This window comes from Psychrobacillus sp. FSL H8-0487 (assembly GCF_038008385.1).
In the GTDB taxonomy this organism is placed as follows: Bacteria; Bacillota; Bacilli; order Bacillales_A; family Planococcaceae; genus Psychrobacillus; species Psychrobacillus psychrotolerans.
The window spans coordinates 22,668-39,118 of record NZ_JBBOZA010000002.1 but is presented as its reverse complement, the minus strand read 5'-3'; the positions used below and the strand labels follow the sequence as shown (position 1 = coordinate 39,118).

The 16,451-nt window shown below is 32.4% G+C and carries 24 protein-coding genes; 23 read left to right on the top strand and 1 reads right to left on the bottom strand.

Translation table 11 applies throughout. The features are described from left to right. Positions 1 to 35 precede the first annotated feature (35 nt). The 11 genes from MHI47_RS19750 (at position 36) to MHI47_RS19700 (ending at position 10,392) form a co-directional block, all read left to right on the top strand. On the top strand, positions 36 to 575 hold the full coding sequence (locus MHI47_RS19750; RefSeq protein WP_340832172.1) for a hypothetical protein: 540 nt from the start codon (positions 36 to 38) through the stop codon (positions 573 to 575). Next, complete coding sequence (locus tag MHI47_RS19745) at positions 572 to 934, top strand: hypothetical protein (protein WP_340832171.1); 363 nt, start codon at positions 572 to 574, stop codon at positions 932 to 934. Before MHI47_RS19750 ends, MHI47_RS19745 begins: the two co-directional genes overlap by 4 nt. A 3-nt stretch (positions 935 to 937) precedes the next feature. Next, positions 938 to 2,386 (top strand): hypothetical protein, encoded by a 1,449-nt coding sequence (locus MHI47_RS19740; RefSeq protein WP_340832170.1) that lies wholly within the window; start codon positions 938 to 940, stop codon positions 2,384 to 2,386. A gap of 37 nt (positions 2,387 to 2,423) precedes the next feature. Further along, on the top strand, positions 2,424 to 3,080 hold the full coding sequence (locus MHI47_RS19735) for a hypothetical protein (protein WP_340832169.1): 657 nt from the start codon (positions 2,424 to 2,426) through the stop codon (positions 3,078 to 3,080). A gap of 691 nt (positions 3,081 to 3,771) precedes the next feature. Further along, the gene (locus tag MHI47_RS19730; protein ID WP_340832168.1) at positions 3,772 to 4,977 is read left to right on the top strand and encodes a hypothetical protein; all 1,206 of its coding nucleotides are present in this window, start codon (positions 3,772 to 3,774) and stop codon (positions 4,975 to 4,977) included. 451 nt (positions 4,978 to 5,428) lie between these two features. Beyond that, complete coding sequence (locus tag MHI47_RS19725; protein ID WP_340832167.1) at positions 5,429 to 5,824, top strand: hypothetical protein; 396 nt, start codon at positions 5,429 to 5,431, stop codon at positions 5,822 to 5,824. A gap of 19 nt (positions 5,825 to 5,843) precedes the next feature. Further along, complete coding sequence (locus tag MHI47_RS19720; protein ID WP_340832166.1) at positions 5,844 to 7,298, top strand: cell division protein FtsZ; 1,455 nt, start codon at positions 5,844 to 5,846, stop codon at positions 7,296 to 7,298. Between the two features lie 26 nt (positions 7,299 to 7,324). Beyond that, complete coding sequence (locus MHI47_RS19715) at positions 7,325 to 7,720, top strand: DUF5348 domain-containing protein (protein ID WP_340832165.1); 396 nt, start codon at positions 7,325 to 7,327, stop codon at positions 7,718 to 7,720. 485 nt (positions 7,721 to 8,205) lie between these two features. Beyond that, on the top strand, positions 8,206 to 9,072 hold the full coding sequence (locus MHI47_RS19710; RefSeq protein ID WP_340832164.1) for a hypothetical protein: 867 nt from the start codon (positions 8,206 to 8,208) through the stop codon (positions 9,070 to 9,072). Between the two features lie 286 nt (positions 9,073 to 9,358). Next, positions 9,359 to 9,454, top strand: coding sequence for a putative holin-like toxin (locus tag MHI47_RS19705; protein ID WP_340832163.1), 96 nt, complete (start codon positions 9,359 to 9,361; stop codon positions 9,452 to 9,454). A 245-nt stretch (positions 9,455 to 9,699) separates the two neighbouring features. Then, entirely contained in the window at positions 9,700 to 10,392 is a 693-nt protein-coding gene (locus MHI47_RS19700; RefSeq protein WP_340832162.1) for an AbiTii domain-containing protein, read from the top strand. Between the two features lie 320 nt (positions 10,393 to 10,712). Here the strand turns inward: MHI47_RS19700 and MHI47_RS19695 are convergent, their stop codons facing one another. Continuing rightward, entirely contained in the window at positions 10,713 to 11,075 is a 363-nt protein-coding gene (locus tag MHI47_RS19695) for a DNA-binding protein (protein WP_340832161.1), read from the bottom strand. Between the two features lie 387 nt (positions 11,076 to 11,462). On the opposite strand from MHI47_RS19695, the gene MHI47_RS19690 reads away from it, so the two are divergent. The 12 genes from MHI47_RS19690 (at position 11,463) to MHI47_RS19635 (ending at position 16,441) form a co-directional block, all read left to right on the top strand. Beyond that, positions 11,463 to 12,032 carry a hypothetical protein gene (locus MHI47_RS19690; RefSeq protein ID WP_340832160.1) on the top strand — a complete coding sequence of 190 codons (570 nt, stop codon included), beginning with the start codon at positions 11,463 to 11,465 and terminating at the stop codon, positions 12,030 to 12,032. A 64-nt stretch (positions 12,033 to 12,096) separates the two neighbouring features. Next, complete coding sequence (locus tag MHI47_RS19685) at positions 12,097 to 12,246, top strand: hypothetical protein (RefSeq protein WP_340832158.1); 150 nt, start codon at positions 12,097 to 12,099, stop codon at positions 12,244 to 12,246. An 84-nt stretch (positions 12,247 to 12,330) separates the two neighbouring features. Then, positions 12,331 to 12,576 (top strand): hypothetical protein, encoded by a 246-nt coding sequence (locus MHI47_RS19680; protein ID WP_340832157.1) that lies wholly within the window; start codon positions 12,331 to 12,333, stop codon positions 12,574 to 12,576. A 2-nt stretch (positions 12,577 to 12,578) separates the two neighbouring features. Then, positions 12,579 to 12,845, top strand: a complete 267-nt coding sequence (locus tag MHI47_RS19675) for a hypothetical protein (protein WP_340832156.1) — start codon at positions 12,579 to 12,581, stop codon at positions 12,843 to 12,845. 12 nt (positions 12,846 to 12,857) lie between these two features. Further along, the gene (locus tag MHI47_RS19670; RefSeq protein WP_340832155.1) at positions 12,858 to 13,079 is read left to right on the top strand and encodes a hypothetical protein; all 222 of its coding nucleotides are present in this window, start codon (positions 12,858 to 12,860) and stop codon (positions 13,077 to 13,079) included. A gap of 82 nt (positions 13,080 to 13,161) precedes the next feature. Continuing rightward, positions 13,162 to 13,338: a hypothetical protein gene (locus MHI47_RS19665; RefSeq protein ID WP_340832153.1), complete on the top strand. Its 177-nt coding sequence runs from the start codon at positions 13,162 to 13,164 to the stop codon at positions 13,336 to 13,338. Positions 13,339 to 13,343: 5 nt separating this feature from the next. Next, the gene (locus tag MHI47_RS19660) at positions 13,344 to 13,652 is read left to right on the top strand and encodes a hypothetical protein (protein ID WP_340832151.1); all 309 of its coding nucleotides are present in this window, start codon (positions 13,344 to 13,346) and stop codon (positions 13,650 to 13,652) included. Continuing rightward, positions 13,642 to 13,788: a hypothetical protein gene (locus tag MHI47_RS19655; protein ID WP_340832150.1), complete on the top strand. Its 147-nt coding sequence runs from the start codon at positions 13,642 to 13,644 to the stop codon at positions 13,786 to 13,788. The genes MHI47_RS19660 and MHI47_RS19655 overlap by 11 nt, the downstream gene beginning before the upstream one ends. A 39-nt stretch (positions 13,789 to 13,827) precedes the next feature. Then, on the top strand, positions 13,828 to 14,547 hold the full coding sequence (locus MHI47_RS19650) for a restriction endonuclease (protein WP_340832148.1): 720 nt from the start codon (positions 13,828 to 13,830) through the stop codon (positions 14,545 to 14,547). Between the two features lie 14 nt (positions 14,548 to 14,561). Continuing rightward, the gene (locus MHI47_RS19645; RefSeq protein ID WP_340832146.1) at positions 14,562 to 15,296 is read left to right on the top strand and encodes a thermonuclease family protein; all 735 of its coding nucleotides are present in this window, start codon (positions 14,562 to 14,564) and stop codon (positions 15,294 to 15,296) included. Further along, positions 15,293 to 16,276, top strand: coding sequence for a hypothetical protein (locus MHI47_RS19640; RefSeq protein WP_340832144.1), 984 nt, complete (start codon positions 15,293 to 15,295; stop codon positions 16,274 to 16,276). Before MHI47_RS19645 ends, MHI47_RS19640 begins: the two co-directional genes overlap by 4 nt. Positions 16,277 to 16,306: 30 nt before the next feature. Then, positions 16,307 to 16,441: a hypothetical protein gene (locus tag MHI47_RS19635; RefSeq protein WP_340832142.1), complete on the top strand. Its 135-nt coding sequence runs from the start codon at positions 16,307 to 16,309 to the stop codon at positions 16,439 to 16,441. Positions 16,442 to 16,451: the final 10 nt, after the last annotated feature.

Sequence of the window (16,451 nt, the reverse complement as noted above, 5' to 3'; positions counted from 1 at the left end):
GTTTTTTTGTATTTACTAAGGAAGGATTGAAGAAAGTGAGTACGGGATTAATAAAGTTTTTGGGAATTGTAGTAGTTGTTTTATTATTAGTGGAGTTAATCGGAAGTATGGTTATTAGTAAAGCAGAAGAAGAAGATATAAACCCTATTGATAGTAAAGGAATGATAAAAGAAGGGTATTCAGTGGATCATAAACTACAAGAAGAAATGGAATTAAATTCTTATCCTACTTTGAGTAATAATGAATACAACCAAAATTTACTTTATTCTATCGGTCAATGTTTATTTACAGCCAAGGAACTAGAAACATATGAATGTATTGGAAACAATGTGGAAGATTCATTTTTTAACGATACAACTATTCATGGAAAGTCCAAAGAAAAAGGTAAGTATTTGTTCTCTTTACTTACGAAGGGAAATACAATTACCTCTTTTGATTACCGTCCGATTCATCTAAAGGAAGATATAGAAGTATATAGAATAAGTATTTCTATCTTAGAAAGTAAATCAACCTACAATTTCATTCTTGAAATAAGCAATAAAAAAATTCAAAACATAAGTGAGGAAAACATATGAAATACTTAATTTCCATGGCAATTGGTTTAAGTTTCTTATTATTTCAAGGAGATATAACATTTGCCTCAACAACTGAGGGATACGATTTATCGACTATTCGAGAAACATCAGAAAATGTAAGTTTAGATTCATTAGGAGTACTTGCAAAAGAATATTCTATACCGATATTAGTAATTATGGTTATTATAGCAGGTTTTAGTGCGTTATTAGGTTTGATATTCAAACCTTTAAAAGCAGTAGCAGGTTCAATTTTCGGTATAGGAATCGTATTCTACCTTTTGGTAAACTTTGCACCACAAATTACAGGAGTTTTAATTTCCGTAGTCGATAGCGTAATGAATAGAGTAACTGGAGGTTAAGATATGACTAAAAAATTACACATTGTTTTTCCGAAGGAGTACATGGACGTACTCCTTCGTACTTTAGATAAAGAAAAATATATAGTAATTAATAAAGAGTATTCTTTAGATACTTTTCATCATTGGGCTATGGGAGAAGATCCTTCTAAGCCTGATGTAGCGTTAATTGTAGAATCAACTGAAAGTGATATACCAGTTGAGCGACTAGCTAAAGACTATATTGATAAATTAACAGAGATTAGACTAAATCCAATGAGACAAGAGATCCGCTTAATACTCGTACTACCGAGTCAATTTGGTCGAATTACCTATTTCAAAAAAAGTTTAGCAGCATTAGCAATCTATGATGTATATTTCACTGAGGAGTTTTCTTTTGATTCAATTATTGATTGGATTGATAATGAAAAAACATTGGCTGATGTGAAAGATCTTTTTGTTAGTAGTAAAGAAGAACAAAATCAAATTATCCTTGAAGATAAAGAAAATGAAATAGTTAATAAAACCGAAATAAAAGAAACTCGTGTTGAAAAAAAAGAAAATATAAAACGTGTCAGAGGTTCAAATATTAAAGAAAAAGGTTTATTAAAAAGGGAGAAAAATGAGACAGTAAAAGAGGTTATTGTAGAGAAGGTAGTAGAAAAATACATTACTATTGCTCAACAATCTATTGCATTTATATCCTTATCAAAAGGAGCAGGTTCAACTTTCCATACATTAAATTTTGCTAGTTATTTAAAAGAAAAAGACTTTTCTATTGGGGTATATGAACAACCACAATATACTGATGGTAGGACTTATATTGCAGATGTTTTTAATATTTTTCAATACGAAGAAGATGCTAATATTAGTGTGCCTCATGCTATTTTAGGAAGGTCCCCTGTTATTTATGACCAGGTTTACAAATATAGTGACATTCCTTTATATGCAGTAGATTATTCGCGTGGTGACATTACAAGATTTACTATAGAACAAACCCTACGTTATTTGAGCACTGGAAAACATAATATGAAAGTTATGGACTTTGGTTACTTAGCTAGAGAGCAATTTGAAGAAAAAGAGTTTTTAGATATCCTTAACATATTTGACCATGTAATTGTAGTTGCAGACACAATGCCAATAGCTTTAATACCGAATATGGAAAGACTAACCTACTTCCAAAAGTTAGAAGAAAAGAATACAAGTGACGTAAGTGTACATTTCTTATTAAATCGAATTAGTTCTAAAATGGCTAATAAGGATCTAGAAGAACTTGGATTTGAAAACGCAATAAAATGTAATACCTTAGATCAAGATAGTATCTATAAAGCATATTTTGATATGAAAATACCATTTGATGCAGAACCAGTTTTAAGAAATGAATTAACGCTAGTATATGAAAACTTGTGTCATGATATGGGAATAGAGATAGGAAGTAATAAGAGAAGAAAGAAACGACTATTTGGCTGGAAGTAAAAAAATAAAGGCAAATAAAGAGTAAGTGGGGGAAAAAATGAAATTAAACCATCTCAACTTTCATAAACCAACCTATAGCTATTCTTATAAAGAATTAGCAGAACGCTTAGATACCTTAAAATCTAGCTTAGATGCAATGGAAATAATCAAAGGTAATATACTCGAAGAAATGTTTGAATTACATAGACATTATAATGAAAATACAGAAATACAACTTACAGAGGAATTCATTGAAGAAAAAGAAAAGATAGCTAATCTTATGGTTAAACCTTCTTCAGCCGAGATGATTGAAGAAATTGAAACGCTAAAAATTACATTAAATTATAATTTGTTGCATTATCCAAAAGTAAAAACAAATAAAATAGAACTATATGAAATGATAAGAAAGGTATATGTAGCAGATATGCAATATGCCATATTAGGAAATGCAGAAGTCAAAAGTTTCTATCATAATGAAAAAGTGTTTGTCTTAATAAAACAGCATTTCCCAAATAATATAGTTAGAGATTTAGACAATCAGTTTCACTCATTTATCTTTAATGCTTTAAGAAGTACTAAAACAGTGTCTGAAGATAATTGGAAAAAACTTTCATATATGGAAGAGGGGATTTTAAGTCTAGATGGTAATACAAAGACAGAAATATTCGTCTGTGATAAAACCAATATGGTATCCCTCCTTCAATATTTAGAGTAACTAATAAAAAAATAAATGATATTTAGCTAACACCTGAATCCAAATCAGGTGTTTTTTTTGTTTATTTAGTAACTAAAATGACCTTTAAATATTAAAAGGAAACCTAATTAATAAATGAAAAGTAACGTCACTTTGCTTACTTATGATATTACTAACTAAAGTGACGTCACTTTACATATAAAAATAACTTCCAATAACATTGATTATACAACCTTATTAAGTAAATTATATAATGTTTTTAATAGAAATGACCAAAGAGACGTCATTTTAATCATTTATATATTGATAATAAAGAGTTTATGCCATAAAATTAAATGTAACCTAAGAAAAGTACGTGGAGAGTGAGTTACCTAAGTTAGGAGGGAGCCACATATCACTACGAACTGAAATGTTTAGCTAAATCTCTATGTAACATTTACACCTATGAAATAAGGGGAAAAGGTACATGAGAGATTAAATGAATGATAGTAGTACGCTGACGGAGTATTAGGAGAGTTTACTCGACGGTTACGATGGAAGTGTGCGATGGGCATAGAAAGACTGTCGGACTCCTGCTGGGAGCGAGAAAGACAATTGGAAGCAAATATGCTGAAAAACGCTGACGGAGAATAAGGAGAGTTCACTCGACTGGTTCGATGGAAGTGTTTTGTCGGACCAGAAGAAACCTGGGCAATCAGAGAGGAGTGCAAAAATGAAAGAGAAAGAAAAGAAATATCCTTTGGAAATAGTGTTATTCGAGATATATAGAATGCGAGTCTTATCAATTGAGCAGTTAAACAAGGTAATATTCGAAAATGAGGATTATGGTAAGCGGTATTTAAAAAAAGCAGAAAAAGATGGCTATATAGCAGGAAAAATACTAATGAAAGGTCGTAAAAGACTTGCAAAAGTTTATTATTGCACTGAGAAAGGGATGGATTATTTAGAGGAGCGTGAGTTGATCCGTAAATATGGCAAGGAAATCAAAATAAAAACAGAAGAAAAAGGAAAACAGTACTCTGTTATGAGTGAAAAAGGTAAGTATGTACCGTTGAGGGTAGATGTGAACACAAATATTCCCACTAGAGAACAAATGTCTATGGTTTATCACACTAATAACCTCTATGCAGCTCTAATGCCTTATGGAATTCACTACTATGATTCACGAGAATGGAAGATAATGCACTCTATGAATCGTAATACAATGGTAAGAGGGGGCTTAAAGATGCGAGATGGTCGTTTTTATGCCGTATACGCCTTCTTTTCGTCTGAGGAGTTATCTAATGCCAAGTTAAAAGAAAGCATGCTTAATCGCCTTGTAAATGAGATAAAAGAGACTCCTAGTATTAAAAATTACGTTATTTTCTGTTATAGCCCTCAAATCTATGAGCAAGTATATGAATATTTCTTCAATGATCCAGTTACAAGAGCTAATGAGATGTTGCTAGTATCTGCTAATGGGATGCTTGATTACGGTATGGAGCAGCTGAAACTATATAGTCATGCAGAGGAACATAAGAAATCCATAGAATCCGTTTTAAACGCACGTTTATATGGTGAAACAGAGTTGGAAAATAAGAAAGCGAGTGTTTTTGCTGATTGGTTAGTAGATATTGATGGTGAAACACATTACGTGGTAAATACATTAAACATGAATATACTGAATCTCATTTGGTTTAACAAAAATTACTACAAAGAAATGTATAAAGCTGATGGTACGCCTGTAATAATTCCGTATTGGAATCCAGGTCACATGACTCCCTTTATTCAAGACATAGCAAGGCAAAAAGAATATGTGAAATTAATCGCTGTTCCTGTTAAAGAAAAAATTAAACGCTTAGTTGAAGAACGTGAAATTCTTGGTGAGTGGACGAACAAGCTGCCTGTACAAAAATTGCAGAACCCTAATTTTAAATGAGCTTTTAAAATAAGGTTACTATTTATGGTTACTATAAACTAAAAGTCAATTTATATTTAGGATAAAATTCATTCAAAAACCTTTTAGTATCACGTATTAATTTATGGTATCCTAATATAGTCACCACATCTAAAAATTATCAAATTAGTCATTTTTTCTTTTCAAGAAAACAGAAAATTTTAGAGAAATATTCCATCGAATTGAGGAAAACACTCGGTTTCATGGAGTATCTTCTCTTTTTTTTGTGTAGTAGAGCAATGAAATTAGAAAAATAGACATTTGGTTACTTCATATGGTAACCATAAATAAATGCTGATATAAAAGGTTTTTTCACTAACATTAAGACGATTGACCTCCTTCATTTTTATTGATACTATGTAATTAACATCCTTAGGATACCAAATTAGGTTACTATAACATTTGTCTTAATTAATGGGATTGGAGGTTTATCATGCAGGAGAGTATACATTTAAAATATAAGGACCTAAAGCTTTCTGAAGAAATTCAATCACTTTATATGGATTTATTGAATCAAGATAATCTAAATAAGAAAGTGTTAAAAACGATTGCAATAGGTGTTCAAAATCATAATGCTTTTACAGTTAGCCAATTGGCTGAACAAATAGAAGCACCTCGACTTGTTGGAGAAAGAGATTCTAAAACAAGAACGTTAAAGTTTAATGTTAAAGAAACAAGCATTGACCGAAAAGCAACAGCTAAGATATTAGATAGGCTGTCGTATATGGGGTTAATCTACTTTACTTATGAATTACCGTATAAACGAGTAATGATTACGAAACGTGGGGTTCAAATTCTAAAGGTATTAAGTGTAGAAAATAAAAATTAACACGAAGTGAGGAATTTAAATGGGGAAATCGTTTATCAATAATAAGCCGGCGATAAATATGACGCTTGTAGGATTTGGACAAGCAGGTTCTCGAATGGTAGATGTATTTGCTGGGTATCAGTATGGTGATGGAATTCAAAGCTACAACTGTTTGGCATTAAACTCAAATGATGGTGATTTAAGAGGATTGAAGAATATACCAAATGATAATCGTGTTTCCTTAGAATTAGGAGGTCTTGGCAAGAATCCTGAAAAAGCTATGGAGATATTAGAAGAAAATCAGGAAGTTAAAGCAAGACTAAAAAGTTTCATTCGGGATAAAGTTCGTCCACAAGATGAGTTAGTGTTATTCTTTGCTGGATTGGGTGGTGGGACTGGAACCTCTACTATTGTTAAGTCTATAGCTGAATTTTATGATTACCAAAATAAACCTTTGATTGAAAAAGAATTGCGTAAACTGATTGAAGATGAAGGAACAGCAGCATTTAAAGCTGACCAAAAAGGCTTCTTGAAACGAGCTTTTAAAAAAGCAGAATCAAAATTTATTAAGATAGGTGTAGTAGCAGCCCTCCCAACTAGAAATGATGGTCCTGATGTTTTAAGGCAGGTAAATGATTTTGCACAAGAGATATGGAAAATGGCAAACGATCCATCCAAAGGAATTGCTTTTGTAATGTTTCCCGACAATCAGTTCTTCTATGAGGAATTTAAAAAGCTATCTACTACTCAGCAAAAACAAAATGATAATTACCGAGATTACGCTAACCTTCAAATTGCTGAAAATATCCATGAAATTAATACGGCCATTACTCAAGGTGGTGCAACGATTGAAATGGATGTTCAAGATTTGAAACGTGCTTGGTTAGAACACAAAGGATGTTTGGTCCTTTCTAAGAAAGAAGCACCAATAGATAAAATTAAGGGTGCAGATGATATAACAAACCTGTTTAAATCAACATTTAAAGAATCTAATCTTCACACACCTATAGAACTTGTTAAAGTTGAAGAGGACCAAAAATTCGTTAAGAAGATTCACCATGCTGGTATTCTTACAGTTATTGATACGAAAAGAGATTATGGTAATGGTTCGTTTATTGATGATACATTGGCTCATATACGTGAAGAATATGTAGTAAATGGAACGGTATTCTATGGCTATGCTCAACATAAAAATGATTTTAATGTTACAACATATACGTTTTATAAAGTGGATGGATTACCTGAACGCCTTGAAAAAGGATTAGCTGAAGAATATTTTGAGTATCAAGAACGTACAAAAAATGTACAGTTTGATAAAACTCAAATCAAAGGAATAAAAAATGAGGATACAGATGATTTAAACCTAGACTTCGATGCTCTTGGTCTAGCAGACTTCTTAATTGAAGAAGATGCTGAAAATCAAGAAACAGAAGAATTAACTGAGGAATCTGTAGACGATTTATTAAAAGACTTAGATTTATCTTTTAAGGACTAAATTTCTTATCATAAGGAGCTAACTCTATGAAATTATATGAAGCAAAAACTATTTTTAATAGAATCCAAATTGATATAGAGAAAATAGTTAATATAGAAGAATTTGATTCAGAAACCAATGATCCCGAAGTTCAATTACTAAGCAAAGAATACTTAGAAATCGCTTATCATTTGTCTAAAGCACTTAATGTGATGCAGTATCACCAAAAACCAGTGAAAGCTACTGGAACCCTCGTAAAACGTCCTGACGGACGATATGAAATTGAAGGGACAGATTATTATTTTACTAGTGGCTCCCCTATCGAAATTTGGGATTCAGAAGATGGTCATTTTGTCCGTACGAAGATTGAATATAAAGAGGATTATTATGCTGTGGGATACCAGGATTTATTGTTAGATGGAGTTCTTGCTAGAATCAGATAAATTAAATTGGGATTAAGAGAAAAAATTCTCTTAATCCCCTTTTTCTTGTTATTTTTTTAGATTTTCTTTACATAAATAGATTTTCGGAAGGATTTTTGGTAAATGAGAGAGAAATGAAATGGAATGGAGTTGAATATAAATGAAATAGAATGGAATAGAGATTAAGTGGAATAGAAAATAAGTGGAATGGAATGGGAACGGATTTAAACGGAGAGTGAATTGAATTTGAGTGTAGAGTAAATGGGATGGAGTGGAATTAGAATTGAATTGAAATGGAGTTGAATGGAATGGAAAGGAGTTTAAAAAGAATAGATTAATTTAACAGTTATTTGATTAAAGCTCTTTTGAACGAACGTTTATTAGTGTTTTGTGGTATATTTTTATTATAGAGAAGTGAAGTTGCATTGAAGTTCCGAGGAAATGCGATATTTTATTAAGGTAAGTAATGTGTTCAGCCCAATCCAAAGAAAAGAAGGTGCTTTTATTTGAATAAGCAGGAGGAGAATAAAGATATAGTTCAAAGATTATTACCTAATGACAAATTATACGAAGTGCTAAAAGACAGTCCAGAAGAAGAGATCCTTTATAGTGCTCAGTATTTTTCAGAAATAGTAGAAAAACAACATTACTCTACTATTCAGGTTGCAGAATGGTTCGGAATCAATGATGGCCAAATTAGATATTACATAAAGCCATTTCATGAGTACATCTTTGAAGGGGAAGATGATGATCCTTCAACACCTACAGCAATTAGACTTGGTTTCACTGCAATTCTTAAACTACACATGATTATTATTTTAAAGGATCGTTATAGAATTGGTGGTATTAAGAAATTGTTAGGTATAGATGGACAAGGTTATGTGGTTAGAAGGAATGAAAAAGTGTCAGCTGAAAGAGAAATAGTAGCATCTGCCGATGTAGATGTACACGAACAATTAAATACATTAAATGCAATGATGGAAACCGTTATAAACAGTGGGTTATTTAAGCAAACAGAGGAAGGTTTAAAACCATCTATTAATCTGCAAGATATAACTGAACAAATAGAACAAATTCGTCGAGAAAGTCAACAGAAATTAGAGGATTCGATTAAAACAATGTTACCTGCACCAAAGAATGAACAACAAGTGAGGGCTGAACGAACAGATCAAATGATAGCAGCTACTCGTTTAAGATTGAAGCTCGAAGAAGAAGCTATTGCAGAGTGGTCTAAGTTGCCTGAAGAAAAAAGAACTAAGCTAACAGGAATTTTCTTTAAGAAAAGAGAAGAGGATTTAGTAGAACGAGATAAATTTATCAGAGATTACCTTCTGCAGAAGTTAGATGATCCGAAAACTATAGAAAATATCTAATTAGATTGATTGAAAACTAGGTGAAGAAAATGGATCTTATTCTTACGTTAATTCAATTTGGTAGTTTAGTAGTTGGGTTCGTAATATTGTATATGGCCTGGCGTGAAATCAAGCCTGCCATTTTAAACGACAGTTGGAATTAAGCTTATTAGTATATAGATTCAAAGGAAGATAGAACGTGTGTGTGATATAATTAAAGTAATAGAATAGGGTTTCAAGGGCGGTTGGCATTTCATTCCGATATACTTTCCATGAGTTTTTGTGGGAGGGGGAAGGAGATGTTGCTATGACCATTTTTCAAGTGCTAGTAATCATGATATCGTTTGCTACATTAATCGTATCAATTCTTGCACTGTCATATACTTTTTCACAAAAAAAGTAAACCGCCCCCGACCTAGAAAGTAGTGGGTGGTTTACTATACCTAATTGCTGATCGCCTTTGGAGCGATACTATTTTATTACAAGACTGTTTTGGTGTTAGTCGCACCAAGCAGTCTTTTTTAATATACTCAATTTCTACTCTCATTATAACATAATGGTGTGTATTTTCAATGCAGAACAGATATAGTTAGTGTATGGAACATAGAAAGAAATACCAATTAGGAAGTTTGCAAAGGGGGATGTAAAATGGCGAGAAGTAAATTATTAACTGATTTAGTCTCGGGTTCAACAAGCTTAGAGAATATCTTACTTCGATTAAAGGTAATATTATCAGATTTAGAAGATAAAAAAATTACTGAATGGTTAAGTGGAGAGCTAGAAGGATATAAAGAAGAAACAGTACCTAGCTATAGAATATTAAAGGGTTCTCCTAGAGGAACCTATATAGTCAATAATAATTATCATTACACTGATGCACGAGTACCACTTGGTAGCACGGGAACCTTAAATGACGAGGCTATAGATAAATTAATAACCATGAAATATACTGATGGTTTAAACGTAATTCAAAATATATTAAGTTCCGAAGATCGTAATAATTTAAAAATGTCTATATCGACGGATTACTGTTATAGGATATCTACAGTAAATTTACAGATTCTAAATATGTCAATTAACTTTTCTTCAAATCAATTAGATGGAATTGTTTCAAGCGTAAAAGCAAAATTGGTAGATATAATCATGATGTTAGAAAAAACATTTGAAAACATTGATGCTTTAGATATTACTTCACAAATTGATGAAAATCCCCAAAAAACACAACAGGTGATTTACAACTTACAAAATATTGTATACGGTGATTCAACCGATGTTGAAATAGGGAATGGAAATAAAATAAGTGGCTCGAAAATTGGTAAACTATTCGGGTTAGGCAAATGAAAATAAGTATCGGCAATAAAAATAAGATTAGTAATTCTGTAATTGGAGAACAAACTAATCTCAATAAAGAAACAAAAAAAGAAACATTCGTTCAAAAGTATCCAGTAATTATATCTATAGTAATATCATTTATAGTTGGTTTCTTTTTAATGTTTTCCTTTTGGCATGATGTAATTCAATTTATTGAAGATTTACTAAAATAATAAGTACAAGAATCCTTCCTGAAAAATTTAGGGAGGTTTTTTTATTGGCTGTGTTAAAGGCAAGGGTTTATTTTCATAAGGTGGTATAGTTTGTGAAATGGGTGAAGTAAAAAGCCCTCATTCAGAGGACCTAGATGGGTGAGGTTGATGACGGTCAATTATCCACGTCTTGCCGATTTTTTTAGCTTTAACTTTTCCATCTGCACAAAGGTTTTTAATATAACCGGCGGAAAGAATCCAAGACTCGGAAGCTTCTTCAACACCCATAACTGAGTCAATTGTTTCATACTGTTCGTTAATTTCTCGGATTTCTTTTTTGATTTCTTCTTGACGATTTTTAAGGTAATCATATTTCTCTTTATCAAAATCTAAAATTTCAAAAGCTTCGTCTACAAAATGGTTAACAACATCAGTTAATTCGTTAAGAAGTTCTTGCTTTTTGGTAAATAACTTTTCACCTATTATCATTTTTTCAACCATTTAATTTCCTCCTATATGCGTTATCGCACTTATTGATATAAATATAACAAGTGCGTTATCGCATGTAAAGGAATAAGTGAAATACTAACGGGTGCTTTAGTAAAATAGACATCAAAATAAAATGAGCAGGGAGAACAACATAGCCCAGCTCATTTTTTATGTGCTTTTAAATCAACCTTTACCTTTAACATAGCCTTTTTATTTAAACGGTCGTTAGGATTTGTAGCAAAGAAAACCTTGAAAAGTGTGTACAAAGTTATCTGTAAAACTTATAATTAGTATATAAAGTTATCTGTGAAGGGGAGATTAAATGTTTCAAAAAAGTAAATGTAATTCTAATATCAAACATAAAAAAACAATAAAAATTAGAATGGAGCCAGGATAAATATGACAACTTCACAAACAGAAACAATGAGGACAGTAACCCTAACACTTGCGTCTGCAAGTTTTGTAGTAGATGGCAAAAATGATAATGAGCTTATAGAGAATGCTAAGAAAGCAATGGCAGAACAACTTGCAAAAGGGGTTTTCCCACAAATTACTTATTCTATTACAGACGTAGGCTCTCTAACATTTGAAAACGTATATGCAGGTCAAATAGTAGAAAGAGAAGATGATGGTACTTTAGGGATTGTGACAGGTGTTAATACTAAGACTATTCATGTAACGCTTATTAATCATCGTTCATTATCTACTAGACCACAATATTTTAAAGAATCCAAAGCTACTTTTGAAGAAGCTCGTAGTAAAAGAGATGAATCATACAAAAAAATGAATTTTTGGACGGAAGGTTATAGTGGTTACTTAAAAAATAAAGACGGAATCCACGAGGTTGTTGTTGGTAAAATGACGAGAGGAAAAGCAAAGCTTCATATTGTCAATACACGCCGATACTTTTCTGTTCCAGAGGACCAATTAGAATTGCTTTTAAAAGATGATAAAGCTGAGTTGGAATAAAACCTAACAGGTGTGATTAATTAGCAATCACACCTGTTTTTTTAAAAAGAAAGGAGTGAAATATTTGGAATTTATAGAGCAAATTCAAGATGAATTAATAATCACTTGTTCAGTATGTGGTGGAGATTTTGATGAACTTGATGTAAACATAATAGATTACGAATTAGATCTTTGCTTGGAATGTGAGAAGAAACATTTAAAAACAAAAGAATAGGTCTTTTAAATTCATAGTTTCAGCCCCATCCATCGAGAGATTAGGCAATACCGAATAATAAGAAATGAAAGGAACTGAATACAAATGACTTTTACAAAATTACAACTAATACAATCCGATATAATCTTTAAAGCCCTTTACTACACAGCCAGAAATGAGGGCATTGAAATACCTAAAGAATTGACTGAAACATATGAAATACTAGCAGAAGCTAATCCGAACGATACACACGCTGAACATACTATTGAAGTCATGGAGTATCTATGTGATTTTATTAAAGATAGTAGCGAGTATAGAACATATTTCGTAGAAGAAGAAGGGGAAGAATAAGAATGTTCGACTTTATGACCTTATTATTAATAAAGCTGAGTGAGTTAACTAACTATGAAGTGTTAATAATTATATTATTACTTTTATTATTCGGAGCAGGAGTTTTATACCTGTTCCTTTTGGTAGAAAGATTTTCAGCAGGAGGACCATCCAATAAAGTTTTGAGAAAAGCATTGCATGAAGTTGGTGTTAATAAATCCTTTCGAGTAGATGAAAAAGGGGAAATAAAAGATTTGACCATAGTTCAAAACGAAAATCGTGATAAGTAGGGGAGATGTAATATGACCAATAAAAAAGAATTATGTGGTTTAAAAGAATTTGCAACTATCGTGGGATGGAAACCAGCTAAATTAAGCACTAAATTTAGTCGGCAGCTCAAAGGAATGAAGGTTAAGAATCCTTTACCTCAGCCCATTGCCATTTTAGCGGCAACTCCTGTCTGGACGAAGCAACAAGTAGAAGAATATAAACGCTCGTTAGATTCAACGGAATCAGGTTACTAAGTTAACGAACCCCTATATTAATTCAGTTTTTTTGTCACTTCTGAAAAAGTCATTCTTGCTATGATGGTAGGAAGTACGGTAAATGAAAGGGTGTTTAACATTGATACATAAAATCAGCGACTTTCAATCATTGTTAAAGTGGGTAGAACAGAATCCAGTAGAAGCAGCAATACAGATTCAGCAATTGAATGGAAGAGTTACAGCATTTGAAGATGTTATTAGCAAAATCAATAACTTATATCCTAAAGGAGAGAAGTGAAGCAAATGGTGAGTTCAATAGAAGCAAGTTCATACGAAGAATTAGCTAATGAAATAAAAAGAATAAATGAAGAAAGTACTTCATTAAAAAGTAAGATCTATTTTGCAGAAATGGATACAGATTTAGCTAGAAGAACAGTTTCTGAATATGCAGAAGAAATGGTGAAAATTCAAAATAAGTTTCGTCTGTTAACTGAATCAATTCAATATCTTTGTTCACTAGACGGTATGGAGCATAGTAAAAAAATTGATTTAATACGATTGGAAGTTGAAAGGGCACTTAATTCAAAAGAGGGATATTCAATTGGCCGATAAAGTTAATCAATCGGAATTAATTGCACTATGTTGCTGGTTAAGTGGATATCCTGAGATATTTTATGAAAAAATGACCATAGAACAATTAGAAACGGAATATACAATGCTCATGAAGAGAAAAGAAGAACAGATATGAGCGGGTTTAGAGCTCTTGAATGGAAGGAGGAAAACACAAATGGCTAGGTCGAAAAAGAAACAGAAAAATAAAGGGCAGGTAACAAATTTGTTAGTTATGTTCTTCTTTATCGTTACCCTATTGCTTACTAAGGATTTATTTTATGCGTTTGGTGTTGGTGTTCTAACTTTTCTAATGAGCGTAACTTATCAATCTGTACAAAGATCGAAAGAACTTGATAAAATTCGTCGTTCCGGTATTTCAGAGATTGATATTATGGATGGATTCCAGTTCGAGCATTATCTAGTGGAGCTTTTCAAATCAGAAGGTTATTCAGCCGTTCGTACTTCGGATAGCGGAGACTTCGGAGCAGATGTAATTTTGAAAAAAGATGGTAAAAAAATAGTAGTTCAAGCCAAACGATACCGCAACAATGTTGGGATCAAAGCAGTTCAAGAAGTTATTGGAGCATTGAACTTTTATAAAGCAGAAGAAGCGTGGGTTGTTAGTAACAGTGAATATACCAAAGCAGCTAAACAACTAGCACAGGAAAGTAACGTTAAATTAGTAAATAGAACCGAACTTATCGAACGAATGAGCTTGCTAGAACAACAGAAAATTAAACCTGATCCGTTAGAAGTTAAAAATGATATTCCAGTTAAAGAAAAAAAGACATGCCCTGATTGTGGAAGCTCTATGATCTTACGTAATAGTAAACGGGGAGTATTCTATGGATGCAGCAGTTTTCCTAAATGTACTGGGGTACGACAAGCGAATTAGAGAGAGGGAAGTTTATGAATAAGAAATATTACTTATCAGTCATTCTATCAATGGCATTTTTGTTATCTGCATGTACAGAATCTTCCATGGTTGAAGATGTTAATAGAACTAGAGATTTATTTAGTAATAGGGTGGATGGAGAAGGTAGCGATAAAAAGCCAAATAATGACTCTAAAAAGGACAACATGCAAAAAGGGGACAGTAAGGTAGGAGAATCATATTCTTGGCTTAATAGCGAATTAACGGAACAAATAAAAGCACCTAGTGGAGCAGACTTGTTTGAAGCAACTATTATTAATAGCGTCGATGGAGATACCCTGGATGTAGCTATAACTAATGATAAAGAGTACCGTATTCGGTTAATTTTAGTAAACACTCCTGAAAGTAAGGGTAAGTATAAAGATAAACCACAGCCATATGCTTTGGAGGCCTATGAATTTACTAAAAATCTTCTCGTTCCTGGACAAAAGGTTTGGATAGAAAAAGGTGTGGAAGAATTCGATAAGTACGATAGATTACTTGCATATGTATGGCTTGATAATGTGGTCTTAAATGAAGAAATAGAAACAAAAGACGGGGATATTGTTTTAGTTGGAGAAAAGTTAGGGATGAAATCGTTAAACGAGCTTTTATTACGAGAAGGCCTAGCACAAGTTGCAATTTATCCTCCCAATACTCAATATGTTGATGATTTTGAAGCTATTCAAAAACAGTCGAAGAAAAACAAAAAGGGAATGTGGAATGAATGAGTGATTTTGGAAAAGGATTTTTGTTCGGAAGTTGGTTAAACGGTGGAAATAATGGTGGAGGAAGTAATGGAGGTGGAAGTGATGGTTCGGGTTGTGCGTATGGTTGTTTAATAATTGTAGTTCTCGCTATACTTGGTATTATAGGCACTATGTTCACCTTTATTCTTGCTCTTATTCCTCAATTATACGGAACATTTATGAGTTTTTATGATAACTTGCTTGTCAAAATAGTACTATTCCCTTCAACCTTTGATTTCCTAATTGATTGGCAGGACCATTACTATATTCGAGCAGTTGCTTTATTTGCTGGTTTTGTCCTTCTTTGGTTTATAGCAGGAAGAGTAAAGAAACTAACAACCGTAGGTTATGTGTTTTTAGGGATACAGAATGGTTTACTGTTCCTTCGATTTTTAGGCACACTTGTCTACGCAATTAGTATATCCATCTTTGGAGAAAACGATTATTTTGTAGAAGATAAGACTGATTTAAAAGTCATTGAAAATGTAACCTCTATTTATAATGTTATGCACGATAGCATTAACTTTGAATACCTGCAACAAGCAGATGGTTCGACTATGAGCGATATGCTTGGAGATGGTAAACATGCTAATTATCTGTTTATGAATGCAGTTAGTCCGAATGATGTGAATCAACCTGAGGAGCGTTCTATTTCCTTAGATATAGAGCCAAAGAAAACGTTCTACTTTTTAGGAATTAAAGAATCGGATGAATTTAGGACAACTATTTCATATGTCCCAATCACAGAGGGGGCAGATTGGGGAAACCAAACAGAATTTACAATAACTTTCATAGTGAATGAGCAAGAGGTTAAATCTGTTACTCTATCACCAGAAAACCCTGTAATACCAATAAATATTTCACTGGATGATGCAGAAAGTTTTTCTATATTTGTGAAAGGTAATGCTATAGATCGCTCTATTATCACATTATTAAGCCCAACATTTTCCGCAAAAATGTAGAAAGTTCATACATAGAGAGGAATTATATAAATGTTAATTATAGTTGGCAATATTGTACTAGCAATCTTATCGGGATTCTTAATCCCTTACGGATATGAAGTATGGGATAATTGTAAAAGTAAGAAAATAGTAAAAAAGAGGAAATACACTAACAAAACAGTGTAATTCCTCTTTT

Bases quoted from the DNA above. Each gene is read 5' to 3' on its own strand.
- MHI47_RS19745 (WP_340832171.1), top strand. From the start codon at position 572: ATGAAATACTTAATTTCCATGGCAATTGGTTTAAGTTTCTTATTATTT.
- MHI47_RS19740 (WP_340832170.1), top strand. From the start codon at position 938: ATGACTAAAAAATTACACATTGTTTTTCCGAAGGAGTACATGGACGTA.
- MHI47_RS19735 (WP_340832169.1), top strand. From the start codon at position 2,424: ATGAAATTAAACCATCTCAACTTTCATAAACCAACCTATAGCTATTCT.
- MHI47_RS19730 (WP_340832168.1), top strand. From the start codon at position 3,772: ATGAAAGAGAAAGAAAAGAAATATCCTTTGGAAATAGTGTTATTCGAG.
- MHI47_RS19725 (WP_340832167.1), top strand. From the start codon at position 5,429: ATGCAGGAGAGTATACATTTAAAATATAAGGACCTAAAGCTTTCTGAA.
- MHI47_RS19720 (WP_340832166.1), top strand. From the start codon at position 5,844: ATGGGGAAATCGTTTATCAATAATAAGCCGGCGATAAATATGACGCTT.
- MHI47_RS19715 (WP_340832165.1), top strand. From the start codon at position 7,325: ATGAAATTATATGAAGCAAAAACTATTTTTAATAGAATCCAAATTGAT.
- MHI47_RS19705 (WP_340832163.1), top strand. From the start codon at position 9,359: ATGACCATTTTTCAAGTGCTAGTAATCATGATATCGTTTGCTACATTA.
- MHI47_RS19700 (WP_340832162.1), top strand. From the start codon at position 9,700: ATGGCGAGAAGTAAATTATTAACTGATTTAGTCTCGGGTTCAACAAGC.
- MHI47_RS19695 (WP_340832161.1), bottom strand. From the start codon at position 11,075: ATGGTTGAAAAAATGATAATAGGTGAAAAGTTATTTACCAAAAAGCAA.
- MHI47_RS19690 (WP_340832160.1), top strand. From the start codon at position 11,463: ATGACAACTTCACAAACAGAAACAATGAGGACAGTAACCCTAACACTT.
- MHI47_RS19680 (WP_340832157.1), top strand. From the start codon at position 12,331: ATGACTTTTACAAAATTACAACTAATACAATCCGATATAATCTTTAAA.
- MHI47_RS19675 (WP_340832156.1), top strand. From the start codon at position 12,579: ATGTTCGACTTTATGACCTTATTATTAATAAAGCTGAGTGAGTTAACT.
- MHI47_RS19670 (WP_340832155.1), top strand. From the start codon at position 12,858: ATGACCAATAAAAAAGAATTATGTGGTTTAAAAGAATTTGCAACTATC.
- MHI47_RS19665 (WP_340832153.1), top strand. From the start codon at position 13,162: ATGAAAGGGTGTTTAACATTGATACATAAAATCAGCGACTTTCAATCA.
- MHI47_RS19660 (WP_340832151.1), top strand. From the start codon at position 13,344: ATGGTGAGTTCAATAGAAGCAAGTTCATACGAAGAATTAGCTAATGAA.
- MHI47_RS19650 (WP_340832148.1), top strand. From the start codon at position 13,828: ATGGCTAGGTCGAAAAAGAAACAGAAAAATAAAGGGCAGGTAACAAAT.
- MHI47_RS19645 (WP_340832146.1), top strand. From the start codon at position 14,562: ATGAATAAGAAATATTACTTATCAGTCATTCTATCAATGGCATTTTTG.
- MHI47_RS19640 (WP_340832144.1), top strand. From the start codon at position 15,293: ATGAGTGATTTTGGAAAAGGATTTTTGTTCGGAAGTTGGTTAAACGGT.
- MHI47_RS19635 (WP_340832142.1), top strand. From the start codon at position 16,307: ATGTTAATTATAGTTGGCAATATTGTACTAGCAATCTTATCGGGATTC.